10 protein-coding genes and 3 tRNA genes are annotated in these 15,512 nt (G+C 66.6%); 9 read left to right on the top strand and 4 right to left on the bottom strand.

The features are described from left to right. The first annotated feature begins 73 nt into the window (after nucleotides 1-73). Nucleotides 74-1,312, top strand: coding sequence for a BaiN/RdsA family NAD(P)/FAD-dependent oxidoreductase (locus tag C666_RS03635; RefSeq protein WP_004333910.1), 1,239 nt, complete (start codon nucleotides 74-76; stop codon nucleotides 1,310-1,312). 81 nt (nucleotides 1,313-1,393) lie between these two features. Here C666_RS03635 and C666_RS03630 read toward each other — a convergent pair whose 3' ends face one another. Next, nucleotides 1,394-2,311, bottom strand: coding sequence for an AraC family transcriptional regulator (locus tag C666_RS03630; protein WP_004333908.1), 918 nt, complete (start codon nucleotides 2,309-2,311; stop codon nucleotides 1,394-1,396). Nucleotides 2,312-2,376: 65 nt separating this feature from the next. Here C666_RS03630 and C666_RS03625 point away from each other — a divergent pair, with 65 nt between their 5' ends. Next, nucleotides 2,377-3,630 (top strand): MFS transporter, encoded by a 1,254-nt coding sequence (locus C666_RS03625; RefSeq protein ID WP_004333906.1) that lies wholly within the window; start codon nucleotides 2,377-2,379, stop codon nucleotides 3,628-3,630. Nucleotides 3,631-3,646: 16 nt separating this feature from the next. On the opposite strand, the gene C666_RS03620 is transcribed toward C666_RS03625, so the two are convergent. Beyond that, nucleotides 3,647-4,855: an MFS transporter gene (locus C666_RS03620; protein ID WP_004333905.1), complete on the bottom strand. Its 1,209-nt coding sequence runs from the start codon at nucleotides 4,853-4,855 to the stop codon at nucleotides 3,647-3,649. 193 nt (nucleotides 4,856-5,048) lie between these two features. Between C666_RS03620 and C666_RS03615 the strand changes: the two genes are divergently transcribed. From C666_RS03615 to C666_RS03590, 6 genes are all read left to right on the top strand, one after another. Continuing rightward, nucleotides 5,049-5,504 carry a hemerythrin domain-containing protein gene (locus tag C666_RS03615; protein ID WP_004333903.1) on the top strand — a complete coding sequence of 152 codons (456 nt, stop codon included), beginning with the start codon at nucleotides 5,049-5,051 and terminating at the stop codon, nucleotides 5,502-5,504. After that, nucleotides 5,501-5,719: a DUF2249 domain-containing protein gene (locus C666_RS03610; protein WP_004333901.1), complete on the top strand. Its 219-nt coding sequence runs from the start codon at nucleotides 5,501-5,503 to the stop codon at nucleotides 5,717-5,719. Before C666_RS03615 ends, C666_RS03610 begins: the two co-directional genes overlap by 4 nt. Continuing rightward, nucleotides 5,716-6,987: a hypothetical protein gene (locus tag C666_RS03605; RefSeq protein ID WP_004333900.1), complete on the top strand. Its 1,272-nt coding sequence runs from the start codon at nucleotides 5,716-5,718 to the stop codon at nucleotides 6,985-6,987. Before C666_RS03610 ends, C666_RS03605 begins: the two co-directional genes overlap by 4 nt. Before the next feature lie 58 nt (nucleotides 6,988-7,045). Continuing rightward, nucleotides 7,046-7,122: transfer RNA gene (locus C666_RS03600), tRNA-Pro, on the top strand. A gap of 27 nt (nucleotides 7,123-7,149) precedes the next feature. After that, nucleotides 7,150-7,226, top strand: a tRNA-Arg gene (locus C666_RS03595). A gap of 15 nt (nucleotides 7,227-7,241) precedes the next feature. After that, nucleotides 7,242-7,317, top strand: a tRNA-His gene (locus tag C666_RS03590). A gap of 93 nt (nucleotides 7,318-7,410) precedes the next feature. On the opposite strand, the gene C666_RS03585 is transcribed toward C666_RS03590, so the two are convergent. Next, complete coding sequence (locus tag C666_RS03585) at nucleotides 7,411-14,232, bottom strand: LPD38 domain-containing protein (protein WP_004333898.1); 6,822 nt, start codon at nucleotides 14,230-14,232, stop codon at nucleotides 7,411-7,413. A gap of 117 nt (nucleotides 14,233-14,349) precedes the next feature. Between C666_RS03585 and C666_RS03580 the strand changes: the two genes are divergently transcribed. Continuing rightward, a complete protein-coding gene (locus tag C666_RS03580; protein WP_004333896.1) occupies nucleotides 14,350-14,640 on the top strand; it encodes a WYL domain-containing protein in 291 nt (96 codons plus the stop codon). Between the two features lie 527 nt (nucleotides 14,641-15,167). Here the strand turns inward: C666_RS03580 and C666_RS20775 are convergent. Further along, nucleotides 15,168-15,434, bottom strand: coding sequence for a helix-turn-helix domain-containing protein (locus C666_RS20775; RefSeq protein ID WP_051019867.1), 267 nt, complete (start codon nucleotides 15,432-15,434; stop codon nucleotides 15,168-15,170). Nucleotides 15,435-15,512: the final 78 nt, after the last annotated feature.

The following is a 15,512-nucleotide window of genomic DNA, read 5'->3' as shown; positions in this document are numbered from 1 at the left end:
GCAAACCGCTGCGGTTTGCCCCCTGGCGGCGCAGCGCGTATTCTGCGCCGCTTTCGTCATCGCAGGTACCCACGTGGCGCACTCCGCCCCACCCGATCGCCAGCCGGCGGACCGCAGCTACGATGTCGTCATCATCGGCGCGGGTGCCGCCGGCATGATGTGCGCAGCCACTGCCGGACAACGCGGGCGCCACGTGCTGCTCATCGACCACGCCGAAAAGCTTGCCGAGAAGATCCGCATCTCCGGCGGCGGACGCTGCAACTTCACCAACCTCCGCGTCGGCGCGGAAAACTATCTCGGCCGCAATCCACATTTCGTGCGCTCTGCCTTGTCACGCTACACGGCGGCGGATTTTATCGGGCTTGTGCGACACCACGGCATCGATTTCCACGAAAGGGGCTGGGGCCAGTTGTTCTGTGACGATTCGGCGCAACGGATCATCGACATGCTGCGCAGCGAATGCGAGGACGGCGGCGTCGATTGGGCCATGCCAGCCCGGGTCCTGGGCGTGGCGCATGGCGACACGCAGGCCGAGCGCTACACCGTCGACACCAGCATCGGCCGTTTCACCGCCCACAGCCTGGTGGTCGCCACCGGCGGGCTGTCGATCCCCAAGATCGGCGCCAGCCCACTGGGCTACAGGCTGGCCGAGCAGTTCGGCCTGGCCGTAATCGCGCCGCTGCCGGCCCTGGTGCCACTGACGCTGCCGCCCGAAACGCTGTCGCGGCTCGCGCCGCTGGCGGGCATCTCGCTCGAAGTGGAGGCCCGCTGCCGCGGTCCGGTGTTCCGCGAAGCGGCGCTGATCACCCACCGCGGCCTGTCCGGCCCGGCCATCCTGCAGGTATCGAACTATTGGCAGGCCCAGGCCTATGGAAACGGCGAGCGGGAACCCGTCATGCTCGACCTGCTGCCGGGCGTGGACGCCGAGCGCTGGCTGCTCGATCACGCGAACGAGCGCGGCCTGCTCCCCAATCTGCTGTCCGAGCGCCTACCGCGCCGCTTCGCCCACGCCTGGTGCGAGCTGCATGGCTGGACGCGGCCGCTGAACGCTTTCCGCCATGCCGAACTGCGCGCCATTGCCGCCGCGCTGTCCGGCTGGAAGCTGGCGCCGTCGGGCACGCAAGGGTATGCCAAGGCGGAAGTCACGCTCGGCGGCGTGGACACGCACGCGCTGTCGTCGCGCACGATGGAAGCGCGCGCCTGCCCCGGTCTGTACTTCGTCGGCGAGGTGATGGATGTCACCGGCCACCTGGGCGGCTACAACTTCCAGTGGGCCTGGTCGTCGGGCGTCGCCTGCGGCCAGGCGGCCTGATCGGCGGCCGCCTGCCGCACGTCGCCGCCCGGCCGATCGCTGCCGCGCACTGCGATGCCAGCCGGCAAGGCGCTCCGCCGCTCAGTCGTGCTGCAACCCCAGGAAGCGCGCCGGCGGCATGCCCACGGCACGGTGCACCATGGCGCTGAAGGCGCTCGGGCTGTTGTAGCCCAGTTCCGCCGCGATCTGCTTGATCGGCATGCGGCCGGCGGCCAGCGCCACGGCCCTGGCCAGGATCACCTGCTGGCGCCACTGGGTGAAGGTGCGTCCAAGGTCCTGGCGGAACAGGCGCGCGACGGTGCGCGGGCTGGCCCCGGTATCACACGCCCAGTCAGCCAGCGTCTCGTGGCGCGTGGGGTCGGCCAGCACTGCCTCGCACAACTGGCGCAGGCGCTTGTCGCGCGGCAGATCCACGCCGAGGGGCACGGCGCTGGCGCGGCGCATTTCCTCCAGGATCAACGCGCTCAGCAGCCGCTCGCGCTGCAGCGCCTCGGGCGGCAGCGGCGGCGCGTCGTCGGGCACGCAAGGCATCTCGCGCACCAGCGCGCGCAGCAGCTCGGATACTTCCAGCACCCGGCATGTGCGCCAGGGCGCCTCGTCCGCGGGCGCCACGCCCGGCCCGCAGCAGTCCGCCGGCTGGTGGAAGTACAGCGTGCGCATGTCCGCGTCCTCCACCACCGTCACCGCATGTTCCACCCCCGGCGGAATCCACAGCGCACGCCACGGCGGCACGATGTAGGTGCCGCGCTCCGTGCTCAGGCGGATCACACCGGTGGCGGAGATGGCCACCTGCGCCCAGGCATGGCTGTGCGGCATCACCCGCGTGTCGGCGCGCAGCTTGCGCATCTTCGCCCTCACCGGGCGTTCGGCCGTGGGCACGTAGAGGTGCGGCGTCATCGCCGCCACGCAGGCCTGGACGCGCCCACCACGGGACAGCGTCCGCGGGACGGCGCCGGGGTCTGCGGAAACGGCGGGATGGTGTTCGGCGTGGCTTGGCATGATCGCGACAGATTTTGTCCTGCTATCGTACATCTGCCGCCGGCGCGATACCTATCATCAGCCGCATGACTTCCATCGCACACGCCCCCTCGCTGCGGCAGGATGCCCGCACCATCAGCCTGATCGGCCTGGCCCACGGCTCGTCGCATTTCTTCCACATGCTGCTGCCGCCGCTGTTCCCGTTCCTGATCGCGGAATTCGGCTTCAGCTATTCCGAGCTTGGCCTGCTGGTTTCGGTGTTCTTCGCCATCTCCGGCGTGGGCCAGGCGCTGTCGGGCTTCATCGTGGACCGCGTGGGCGCGCGCCCGGTGCTGTTCTTCGCGTTGACCTGCTTTGCCGCGGCAGGGCTGGCCGCCGGCACGGCAAGCGGCTACGGCGGGCTGATGCTGGCCGCGGCGCTGGCCGGGCTGGGCAACGCGCCCTTTCATCCGATCGACTTCACCATTCTCAACCGGCGCGTCTCCGCGCAACGGCTGGGCCACGGTTTCTCGGTGCACGGCATTTCCGGCAATCTCGGCTGGGCGGCCGCGCCGGTTTTCATGGCGGGCATCGCCAGCGCCACCGGCTCGTGGCGCCTCGCCTGCCTGGGCGCGGCCCTGCTGGCGGCCACGGTGCTGGCGATCGCGCTATGGCACCGCGCCGACCTGGACGACCGCGACACCGGGATCGCATCGCCCCACAGGCAGACGGCGGACGCCGGCGCGCCCGAGCACCCCTTGGCCTTTCTCAGGCTGCCATCGGTATGGCTGTGCTTTTCCTTCTTCTTCTGGACCACCTGCGCCCTGAGCGTGATCCAGAGCTTCGCCGGCCCGGCCCTGCACCTGATGTACGGCCTGCCGCTGTCGGTGACCGCCATGGTGGTCACCGGCTACATGCTGTGCGGCGCCGCCGGCATGGTGGCAGGCGGATTCCTGGTGGGACGGACTGAACGGCTGGAACGCACCATCGCCGCCAGCCTGCTGGCCGCGGCCGCGATGCTGGCGCTGGCCGGCAGCGGATGGCTGCCCGGCATGGCGGCGCTGGCGCTGGCCGCTCTGGCGGGCCTGGGCACCGGCCTGGCCGGCCCGTCGCGCGACATGCTGATCAAGCGCGCCGCGCCGCCCGGCGCGACCGGACGCGTGTATGGCACGGTGTATTCGGGCCTGGACCTGGGTTTCTGCCTGGCGGCGCCGGTGTTCGGCGCGATGCTCGATGCCGGCATGACCTCGGGCATCTTCTACGGCTCGGCCGTGGCGATGCTGTTTGGGGTCGGCTCGGCCGGGCTGGTGGGGCTGGGCGTGGCCGCGCGCGCGGCCCAGCAGCGCCGCGCAGTGGCCTGACGATGACCCCGCCCCCTCAGTTCGTGCGCTTGAACAGGGGCAAGTAGCTGAACACCTGCAGTATCAGCAGTGCGGCCAGGGCGAGGCGCAAGGCTTCGGGCATCGCCCAGCCCCATGCCCGCAGCAGGTCCAGCGCCAGCCCGATGCCCCACTGCACGAGGAAGGCCCCCAGGAAGACCATGAGGTTGATCGAAGTGCTGACGCGACCGAACATCTCGCGCGGGAAGTGGTTCGCCGACGCCAGATAGGCCTGCGAGTTGACCGCCGACAACATGCCGAGCAGGAACCACAGCGCCACGGCCGGTCCGAGCCCGAACAGGATCGCGGCCTCGACCAGCAGCAGGCCCGCATAGCCGGTCTGCAGCAGACGCAAGGGCTGCACGCCACGCCGCGCCAGGCGCACGCCGAACACGCCGATGGCAAGCTGCCCAACCAGCATCCCCAGGTTCAGCACCAGCAGAATGCGGGCCGCTGCCGCAAGCTCCAGTCCTTCGACGTGCATCAGCCAGGGCACCGCCCACAGGCTCTGCAAGGCCATGAAGCCGCCGACGAAGAACAGCGAGGAACCGGCAAAGCGAAGAAAGGCCGGAGCCACGAAGATGCCCGCAACCCCCTCGAGAATGCCTGCCAGATTCCGCCGTTCGCCGGCCGGCGCCTCGCGCGGCAGGCTAAAGAACAGGTTGGCCGAGGCAAACAGCGCAACGGCGGCGATTCCCCAGAACACCCCCCGCCAGCCGACCAGCGGCATCATCGCCTCGAGCGGCGCACTGGCGGTCAGCGCACCCATCGCGCCGCAGGCCATGACGAAGCCCGTCATCGAACTCTGCCGCTCGGGCGGATACCACAGCGCGAACCCCTTCAGCGCCCCCATCAGACAGGCCGACACCCCCACCCCGATCAGTGCCCGCGCCAGGCCGAGGCTGCCCATCGAATCGCCCAGCGCGAACAGCATGGCGCCCAGCGCCGTCGCCAGCAGGAGCACACTCTCGACGCGGCGCGGGCCATAGCGGTCGAGCGCGATGCCGACCGGAATCTGCGCCAGCCCGAAAGCGAAGAAATACATGCTGGTCAGCAGTCCGAGCTGCGCGGCCGACAGGCCGAGCTCCATCGTGAGTGCAGGCGAGATCACCGCGTTCACGGTACGCAGCAGATAAGACAGGTAGTAGCCGAGCGCGAAGGGCAGGAAGATCCGGCTCCAGGCGCCTGGCGGAGCAGCGCGCGGCATGCCGCCTCCAGCGGGACGAAAGCGGCGATTGTGCGCCTTCGGCCCTCGATTCCTCAAATCCCGCGCCAGACGCGGCTCCGCGCCCGCACGGCCGTCCCGGCAAGCCGCCTCGGTGCCCGGGATCGACTTGACTCGCATCAATGCCAGTCGCCTGCCGCTGCGGAGAATGGCCTCCATCCCACCGGAGCAGAACATGAGCACGATTGCCGATCTGATGACCCACGACCATCGCGCATGCGACCACGACTTCGCGCATGCCGAAACACTTGCCGCCCAGGGCGACTGGGCCGGCGCCGCCGAAGCCCTGGATGCTTTCTCCCGCGCGCTGAATGCGCACTTCAATGCCGAGGAGCAACAACTCTTCCCCGCCTTCGAAGCCGCCACCGGCATGACCCAGGGGCCGACCCAGGTCATGCGCGGCGAACACGTCGACATGCGCGCCGGGCTCGAACGCCTGCGAGCGGCGCTCGAGGCCCACGATGCGGATGATTTCGCCGGCGAAGCGGAAACCTTGTTGATCATGATGCAGCAGCACAACATGAAGGAAGAGAACATCCTCTATCCCATGTGCGACGCCCGCCTCGGCCACGCCAGGGATGAACTCTGTACCCAGCTTTCACACTCACTCGCCGCGGAGCACACATCATGAACATGCCAATCGTCGACGCCCGCGGCCTGGAGCCGCCCGAACCCTTCGAACGCGCCATGGAAGCGCTGGCCGACCTGCAACCCGGCCAGCAGTTCACCCTCGTGCTCGATCGCATGCCGCATCCGCTGCTGCGCATGCTCGACCGCGACGGCTATCGCCACGACGTGAGCTTCCGGGACGATGGCGCCGTGGCGATCCTGATCGCCCGCCCATGAGCAGCGCCAACCCCGGGCTCGCCTACGAGGACACGCCGCCGCTCTCCGCACCGCTGCGCTTCTTCCTGACGGCGCCCTTGTTCGGCCTCTGCGCCGGGCTCGTGCTGCTGCTCGGCGACGGCGTGCTGAGTTCGCGGTGGACGCCGGGCGCACTCGCGGCTGTCCATCTGTTCGCGGCCGGCTTCATGCTGCAGGTCATGATCGGCGCCCTGCAGCAGATCCTGCCCGTCGTCGCCGGCGTCCGCTTCCCCGCGGCACTCGGCGTCGCCGGCAGCAGCCATGCCTTGCTCACGCTCGGCGCCATGGGGCTCGCCGGCGGCCTCGCCTTCGGCCGCCCCGATGCCATCATCGGCGGCGCCGTCCTGCTGCTCGGCGGCATCGGCATATTCCTCGTCGCCGCACTGGCGGGCCTGATCCGCTCGCCGTCGGTCAAGATCGCCAGCCATGCCCCGCGCGACCTGCGCCTGGCCATGGCCGGCCTGGCCGTGACGGCGGTGCTCGGCGTGGCGCTCGCGCTGGCCATCGGCCGCGGCGTGGTGCTGCCGCTGCCGCTGCCACAGGCCGTCGACCTGCATGCCACCTGGGGCTGGCTGGGCTGGGGCGGCATCCTGCTGGCCGCGACCAGTTGGGTCGTCGTACCGATGTTCCAGATCACGCCGGGCTATCCCGCCCGCTTCACCAGATGGTGGGGCCCCGGCGTGCTGGCCGGGCTGGTGTCGTGGTCGCTGGCGCGCGCGCTCGGCGCGGACGGTGCGAGCAGCGTGCTGGGTGTCACACTGGTCCTCGGATTTGCCGCCTTCGCCCTGCTTACGCTGCGGCTCCAGTCGCGCACCCGCCGCAGCACGCCGGACGCCCCCTTCCGGGCCTTCCGCATGGCCATGCTGGCAATCCTTGCCGGGCTCGCCGCACTGAGCTGCAACCTCGCCGATGACGCCGAACACTGGTCCGTGCTCGCCGGCGTCCTCATCCTGCACGGCGGCTTCGGCGGCGCCATCAGCGCGATGCTGTACAAGATCGTCCCCTTTCTTGCCTGGCTTCACCTCACCCAGGCCGGCATCCGGGCGCCGAACATGAAGAAGCTGCTGCCCGACACTCCCGTCCGGCGACAGCTGGCGCTGCACCTCGCGGTACTCGCCGCCCTCGTCCTCGGCGTATTCGCCGACAGCATCGCACGCATCGCGGGCTTGCTGATGATTACCGAGTTCGGCTGGCTGCTGCTCAACATGCTACGTGTTTTACATAACTTGAAACGCGCAAGGCATACATAAAAAATCCTGCAAAAGATGTTTGACGCCACAGCGGGACCTCTGTATAGTTCGCGGCTCTCGGGGTGTAGCGCAGTCCGGTAGCGCGCTTGCTTTGGGAGCAAGATGTCGGGGGTTCGAATCCCTCCACCCCGACCAGCTCACACTCCGATTGCCCGCGGGAATCTGCCCGTAGCTCAATTGGATAGAGCACCAGCCTTCTAAGCTGGGGGTTGCAGGTTCGATCCCTGCCGGGCAGGCCAGGACAGGTTTTAGTGGCGGCATTAGCTCAGTTGGTAGAGCACTGGATTGTGGCTCCAGGTGTCACCGGTTCGATCCCGGTATGTCGCCCCAAGTACAGAAAGGCCCCTGAGGAGTTATCCACAGGGGCCTTTGCTCTACAAAACAGTGCTTGCTCTACAAATGGCATGCCGCGGCAGGCCTTCCTTACTGCGCCCTCACCTCCTCGATCCTCTTCCCCTGTCGCTCCGTGATTGCGCTCTTCAGCGTGCTCAGGCGGTCGATCTCGCGGCGCTTCCACTCCCCGTCCCGATCCGACCGGCGCACCGCCTGCATCCGCTGGTTGATGTCGCTCAGTCTGCGCTGCTCCCGGTTCAGCGTCTGGCGCATCGCCAGCACGTTGCGGTGCTTCTCCCTCAGCGCGCCGGCATCCCCTCCCCTCCCCAGCTTCTGCAACTCCATCACATCAGCGTAGATCCGGTTCGATTCGCGCAGCCCTTCATAGAAGAGCGTGCTGTACCGCGTGTAGGGCGCCGGTGCGCCCAGGTCGCGGTAGAAGCGGCGGATCGGCTGATACTCACTCCAACGCTTGTCCGGCGCCTCCTGCCCCGTTGCCGTGCGCCAGATCGTATCGATCATGCCTGCGCCAGTTGTGCCTACGGCTCCCAGGTAGCCGCGGATCAGGTGATCCGCTTGAACAGGCGACACCGCCAGCGGCGTTTCATCCCCGAACGCCCTTGAAGCCGCGGAGAGCGCCCGGCCAGCGGCCGTGGTCGTGTCGCGCGCCCGCAGGCCTATGCTCAGACGCTCCATGCCTGTTGTCTCGATGTCGCGCCCCGTGAAGGCATCCTTGTTCGAATAGATGTCGATCGCCGGCTGGAACATCTGCGGAGTGGGGTTGAACGCAAAGGTCTGCAAAAGCATCTCCCACATCCTCTCGCGGAACAGCTTGCCGGTCGCCTTGTCGTCCATGAACTGCTGTGCCACGCGCTCGGCCATCGTGGCGATCGCGCCTACCTCGAATGGCTTGGGCAGGAAGAAGGCGTTGTCGCCGATGCGGAAGAACCAGTACGTGTCCTTCTGCCATTCCTCCAGCTTCTGGTACTCGTCGTCATCCGCATTCGCCATGTACAGCGCCAAGCTCGCCAGCGTCAGCGCGCCGGTCACAGTGGCGAAGCGTGCTGCAGCAACCCTGTCGCCGGCCGTACCCTTGCCCATCGCCGTCAGCAGAGCCGGCTTCGCGCCGGAACGATAGAGCTTGTCCAGGCCCTGCAGACGCGCGTTCAGGAATGGCACCACGCGGATCAGGAAACGTACCGCCGGCCATGCGCCGTGCTGGCTGAAGTCCATCACATCGCGCGCCTCGAAGGCTGCACGCAGCCGGCCCATCTGCTCCACGTTCTGAACATAGGTCGCCGCACGGCTGATGTTCTCCGAGGTGTTGATTGCCTCGTTCCACTTCCGCCAGCCCTGTCGCAAGATTTGCGGGATCATGCTCGAGTCGCTCACGAGCTGCGCGCCGCGAACACTCTGTCGAAGGCTCGCGCGTACCTCATCAGGGTCCATGCCGTAGATGTGCCCGAAGCTGAACGCCCCGCCGCTCGCCAGCATCTCGGCGCGCGTCTTGTCGTTGCGGAACGCCTGCACGCCCTGTACCGCATTGCGAAGCATGTTCTTGCTGGCAGGGCTCGTCGCAGACGCCTGCATCAAGTCGCGCAACGTGTTGGCAATGACAAACTGCGGCGTGACCGTGGTCATGTTGGTGAACGTCCGCTTGAAGGCCGACATAGCCCGCACTGCAAAGTTGTTCAGGCCAGGATCGGACAGTGACGTGATTGCCTCGAACACCAGCGGGTCATCCACCTGGTAGAAAACGCGCAGCCCCTTCTCGAGCACGAACGTACTGGTGTCGGTATCCCGGTTGCTTTCCGGCACCTTCCGCGCAATGCCCAGCTTCTCGGCGTTCTTGATCGCCTGCGCAGCCGCCTGGTTTTTCAGGCTAGCAGACAGCAGGTGATGGAAGTTCATCAGGGTGTTTTCCAGCAGATCGTTCAGGTTCTCGCGCCCGCCCTTCAGCTTCTTGTACGCTTCCTGCCGACTCAGCCCCTTGCCGGCACGCGGCCCCTTCGCGGCCCCTTCGTCTTCCATCACGCGGTAGAACGGCACATAGAACTCATCGCGCCACATCGTGCGGCTCTCTTCGCTGATGATGCCGGCTTCCTCGGCGATCGCCAGCACATCATCACGATACTGCTGGAACTCCCGGAACACCTTCGCGTACAGCGTCGGGCGCACCTTGTCATCAGCCGTCTTGCCGCCGTTCATCCGCTTGCCGGCTGCGATCTCCTCGGGCGAGAACAGGTGCTCCCGCCCCTCAGCCATCAGCTTCTCGGCCCGGTTCGCTGCGAGCCAGCCGAAGAACCGCTCGACCTCGGCCGGCGAACCGAGCTGATGCAACACTGCCGTCAGACCTCCCGTCGCATCGCCGTCCTTCATGGCGATCACTCGCTGCGCGCCGTCGAACACGATCCGGCCGGTGCTCATCATCGCATTGAGCGCGCCCGAGGCAGCCGATGACATCTTCGCCAGCACCCACGAGCTGTCTGTGATGGCAGAGTCGATGAAATCCTTCCCATGCAGATTCTCGTCGAGTTCCTTCAAGGCGGCGTAGCGATCGACGGCGCCTTGGCGAATCTTCAACCCGGCCCTGTCGAGGGCAGAGCGGATCGCATCGGCCGCTGGCGTGCGGCTCGCCCCGATCTTGCCCAGGTACTGCTGTTGCATGGCATCCAGATCTGAGAATGCCTTCGCCGCTACCGGACCGAAATCTCTTCCGGTGATCCTGCGACCAGCAGCCCGGGCGCGGTCGATAACAGCCCCCGTGGTATCGATGGCGGCCCCTGCTCGACTGAACCTGATACCCCCTCTCCCCGCATCCCCCTGGCTCGCCAAATCCCCTACGTTCATCTTTGCCAACGCAACAAGGTCGTCGATGCTCGGGTCGATCACTCCTACACCAGCGCGCAGCGCCCACGCCCTCACCATCGCAACGAAGTCACGCACCAGCTTGCCCACAGGCACGCCGATATGCGCATCGATCCAGTTCATCAGAGGGCCGTCGACCGCCGAGAACCCAGCCCGCCGGCCGGCGATCACGGCCTGCTCAACGATGTACGACGCAGCTTCCGCCGCATTGCCTGTCTCGCCGGCATTTTCCATCCGCGCAGCCACGCCATCCAAGAACGTCCGCAACGGCTGAGCCAGCGTCGTGCGGCGCTCGATCATGCTCAGTGCTCGAGCATCGATGCCGGCCCGTTGCTTGCCGTGGACCGCCTCATGCAACAGCACCGCCGGCGCCGTTACCGGATTGAGGTTCGGTCCGACCAGGAAGGTCATGCCCGATCTCGGATCGAAGAAGCCGTTGATCGCCCCCGCCTCGCTGAAAAGCTCGATCGAGTCATCCAGCGATCTCCCCGTCTTGCTTGAGAAGGCCTCTGCGATCCGCCGCGGACGGGCGTCATCGATCACAACCAAGCCGCCCCGCTTGCCCTCCCGGCCCTTCTCCAGCATGCGCTGCACTGGCGCCACCAGGCTGGGGAATTGCATCTCCATCGCGCGCAGCAAGCTGCGCTCGTTCATTGGGACCCGCCGGCGGGCGGCACTTTGGCCGGCAAAGCTGAACGGGACATTGACAACGTCAGCCTCGGTGATTACCCTCGGGTTGAGCCTCTTGATGGTGTTCGCCTCGGGCAATTGCAGCCCGACCGCACGAAGCCATTGAGGGGCTTTTCCCGTTTGGTAGTAACGCAAACTGCCATTCATCCATGCGGAAATTTCTTTCGCCCCGCCGCGACCGTAGATACTGGCAATCTTGTTGATGCGATGGAAACCGCCTCCCTTTGCGTCCAGGTGGATAGCAACGGCGACATCTCGGCCGCTCGCATCCTTGGCCTCAATGAACGCAACCAAGGCCCCGGTTTCGGTCTGAGAGTCGAACACCATCACCGGGTCGGCCAACAGAGCCGGCAGGTTGCGCAGCACTTCAACAGGCACGTCGTGATCACGCACTTCTGGCCGGCTGGCTTTGTGGATCACGCTTGACGGCATTTGAACCGGCAGAGCCTTGGCGCCCAGCGCACGCAGCACGGCCGGCGTGTCGCCCACGGTCAGATCAGTACGCGGCGCGGTTTCTGCTGCTGCGATGCGATCCACTGCCTGGGCGAACTGTTGTGCATCATATGGATCTGGGGAGAATGCGTTCCGTCCAGTCCGGCTGAAGCGAACACCATCCGGATCAGCCTCACCAGAAACGTCGCCCACCGCCTCGGCCGCGGTTGCCTGCTGCCCGGTACGCTCATCCAGCCAGTCCAGGAACGGCGTCCGGCGATCCTTCAGGTTCCCGGTCGGGATGCCTGCCGCGTCGTACAGCAGCCGCTCGACCTGCGGCACGCTCGTGCGGAACTTGTGGTTCGGCGCCGCCTCGATCTCGGCCGCGCTCTGTCCAGTGATCGCCGCAACGATCGCCGTGCGGGCATCCGCATTCTCCGGGCCGGTGAGACCATCGGGCGAGCCGTTGCCGTCGGTGCGATCCAGCAGGACGGACAAGGCCCGGCCGACGGGCGACCCATCGCCCGGCGCTACTGTCGCCCGCCCACCACTGGCGCCTCCAGCAGCCCCACCCTGCTGGCCGCCGGCCACAGTGTCTCGGGCAACGGGTTCCACTCCGCCCACGGCGGGCACATCAGACTGCTGTGGCGCAGCGCCTGCGCTTCCGGCCATGTCAGCGCCTGCTTGCGCAGCGCCCGGCGCAACCACAGGGGCATCGGTTCGTTCAGCAGGGATTGCGCCATCGGTCGTCGCTCCTTCATTCTGTGCCGCCGGCTGCGTCATGGCCCGCGCCAGCCTCTCACGCAGGCCGGCATTCAGCACCGTCCAGGGGATGCCCGGCACATTTCGGCGCTGGATCGGGTTGAGGCCGGCGCGATCTGCGATGGCTTGGCGATCTGCTGCAGGCATGCTCGCCCAGCGTGCGCCAGCCTCGACCGAAGAAACGGGCGCCTCGCTTCCTCGGGCTTCTGCCCGCGCGGCTACTTCCTCGCGGGCCTGCTGCGGCGCTTTCGGGCGGCGCTCGCGAATCCCCATCGCTGCCGCATCCAGCTCATTCGGCGCGCTCGGCTCGATGCTCGGTGACGGTTGCGCGTCACGCACATCCTGGAAGCGCTGGATGGTCTGCAGTTCCTCAGTCGTCGGCGCGTTTTCGCGGAAGCCAAGCCTGCTCAGCATGGCCCCGAAGCGCTCGGCCGGGTTCGCCGTCTCCGGGTCTTCCAGCACCGCATCCAGCACGGCGCGTCGGCGAGTCTGCGCCTCGCGCTGCATGGCTTCCGCCGTGCGCCGGTCGGCTTGCTCGAATTCGAATTCGCGGCGCTGCGTCTGTGTCTCGGCGACCTGTTGGCGTCGGCTGGATACGTCCTGGCGCTCCTGCCCGAGCAGATCGGCGAACTCGTTCATGGTTGAGAACGAGCCGGATGGCGGTGGAACGAAATCCCGCTCCCGGTCGACTGCCTGGCGCCGCCCGGCGGCAACAGGCGCCACAGGCGCTGCGCCGCTATCTACGGCCAGCGCCGCAGCAGACGACATCGGGCCGGCGCTTGGGTCTAGACCCATCTGCTCGGACGGCCGGCGAGCAGCCTGCAGCCTCTGACCGGCTTCAACGTTGCGCGACCGCTTCGCCATACGTTCATCGATCTCCGCATGGAACAAATCGATCTCGTACTTGCTGGTGGAAGTCTTCTGGCGGCCGTTCTCATCGATGATGACCTGCGGCTCGACCTCTTCGCGCAGCGCCTCCTTCATGGCGGTACCGCCGTCGTCCTCTGGATAGTCGGTATTGCGATCAATGAAATCGAGTACCCGCGCCCTTTGAACGCCAGTCACCCTATCCACTCGTCGCTGGACCTCCAGCGGGTCGCTGGCCATATCGGTGGGAGCGATCGGCGCTGCCTCGGGGGCTTGGTCAGCGTCTTGTTCGGGCTGCGGGCTGGGCTGGGCGCCGCGGCTTGCCGGCAACACGTTCGCCCCCGCCCCCATCATGCCGCCAGCAAGAGTGCCCTCCACTGCCGCGCGCGCCGCGCCTTCCATCAGCGGCTTGCCTTCGGCCCAGTTCTGCCACATCTGCTCCTGGACGGACTGCGGCAGCTCCTCGAACGCGCCCTCGGACATCGCGCCACCCAGCATGCGGCGCACCAGCCCGACCGGGGGGCGATCCGTCACTGCTCCAGCGGCTCCACCAGCGATGACGCTTTCAGGATCAACCACGCCCATGCGTTGCGCCAGGCGACCGCCGGCATAGCCCAGACCTGCGCCCACTGCGCCCGCGCCTGCCGCCGCGGCGGCTGCGGTTCTCGCATCCACGTCGTCGCTGATCTGGTCCATCGTCTGGCCCGCAATCACCGCGCCTTCGCCGCCGGCACCGGCGATTACCGCCTGCCGCGCAGCCTGGGCTGCTGTGGCTGGCGCCGCGATTGCGCCAGCCGCGCGCCCCGCCCCAAGCGCGGCACGCCCGGCAAGGCCGCCCGCCAGCATCGACGGCACGGACTCAGCCGCCAACCCCAGGACTTTTCCAGGATTGCGCAGGTACGCGCCGGCCACGTCCGTAGCAGAGCCCTCTTCCCAGGCCTTGTCGATCTCGGCGTCTGCCGCTTGGCGCTGCGGGCTGTATTCCGAACGCGCTTCCTCGGCCCACTTGCCGGGCTGGAAACCGGTCATCTCGCCCAACGCATCGGCGGCCCTGCTGGCGTGGCGCTCGCCCGTCAGCGCGGCTACGGGAATGTCAGCGAGCCCTGTCAGCGCACCGGGCAGTTGCTGGGCGCCGCGCTTCAGGTCTGTGCCGATGTCGCTGAAAAGAGATGTGTTCTGCTTGGGGGGCGTGTAATCCAACGGCTTGATATCGCCACGCTCCCAGTCGACATCATTTGACCCTGATGATACTGGCGAGCCAATTTCGCCCGTTTCCCAATCGATCTCAGCCATCACCTACTCCTACCTGTTTTTCCATACAGCACTGGCGATTTCTCCAGTTTCGCAACCGATGCGATAGACATAGATTCCAGGTGCATCACTTGCGATGCATTTAAAGGGAGGATCGCCATGAGCCAAACCATCATCGACGCCATCACCAATCGAGAAGTGCTTACCTTCACCTACGATGGATTTCCACGAACGGTTGAGCCGCACACCTATGGGATCACCACCGCCGGACATAAGGCGGTGCGTGCATACCAAACCGGGGGCAGAAGTTCCACGGGAACCCTTGGGTGGAAGATGTTCCTGGTCAGCGGCATACACGGCCTGACCAAGAGCGGAGCCACATTCGCCAGTGCGCGACCCGGATATAAGCAAGGTGACTCAGGGATGTCCAAAATCCTTGCCCAGCTCTAGCCGCGCCGCAGTCGCACGGACCGGCCGTCATGGCCGGCTCGTTATGCAAAGCGCATTCGCTCCAGTGAGTGCTTCGTGCCGCTCTCTTCACTGCTTCGATCATTTCCATTCCCTGCTCCTTTCTTGGCGAAGCTTCGCTGAGCACGGCATCAATCGCTTGAACGGCGGCGCTTGTGTCGATGCTCCACGTCTCATTCGGCGCAGCGCCGTCAGCGGCAATCAAGCCGTGCAAGGTCGTCAGTTCATGGCGCGCAAGTTCAAGCGCCTCGCGCTCGTTCAGTTGTCCAGTAACGTTCATCGCGTCCTCCACTCCAGTGCGCTCACGATTGGTCTAAAATTCATGCCAAGTTCTTCCTTCTGATGCCTCCAGATGGTTGAAACGAGAAGGCCCCGACCGTTGGTAGCGGTACGGGGCCTTCGACTTTCTGATGCCTTTCCAGGCCCGCCTGCGCATTGTCGGCGGCGAGCCAGCATTTACATCGCCCTACAGGGGTAGCATGGGCGCTCGGCGGTGCGCGCGGATCACGTCATGGCAGCATCCCGAATCCTAGCGGCACCTTCGGCTTAGCCTTCTTCGCGGCCACCACCTCCCGCTCCCTGGCCTCGATCTTCCGCAGTTGGCCGAACAGCTCGGCCGACTGCATATCGCCGCCCAGCGCCAAGTTCAGCAGGATCTGAACAGGCTCCGGGATCTCTCGGCCGCTCTCGTACCGGCTGCCGCCGGACTGCGTGACCCCCAGTGCGCCCCAGAACTCGAATTGCTTCAGCCGCATCGCCTTCCGCTTGGCCTTCACCTCATGTCACCGACCGGCACATTGGAGCCAGTTGATGATCGGCACAATGGAGCCACCGCGTGATCGGCATATAGAAGC

The sequence above is a fragment of the Thauera linaloolentis 47Lol = DSM 12138 genome (genome assembly GCF_000310205.1).
Classification (GTDB): domain Bacteria; phylum Pseudomonadota; class Gammaproteobacteria; order Burkholderiales; family Rhodocyclaceae; genus Thauera; species Thauera linaloolentis.
The sequence above is the reverse complement of the archived record's forward strand: the minus strand, read 5'-3'. Positions and strand labels throughout refer to the sequence as shown.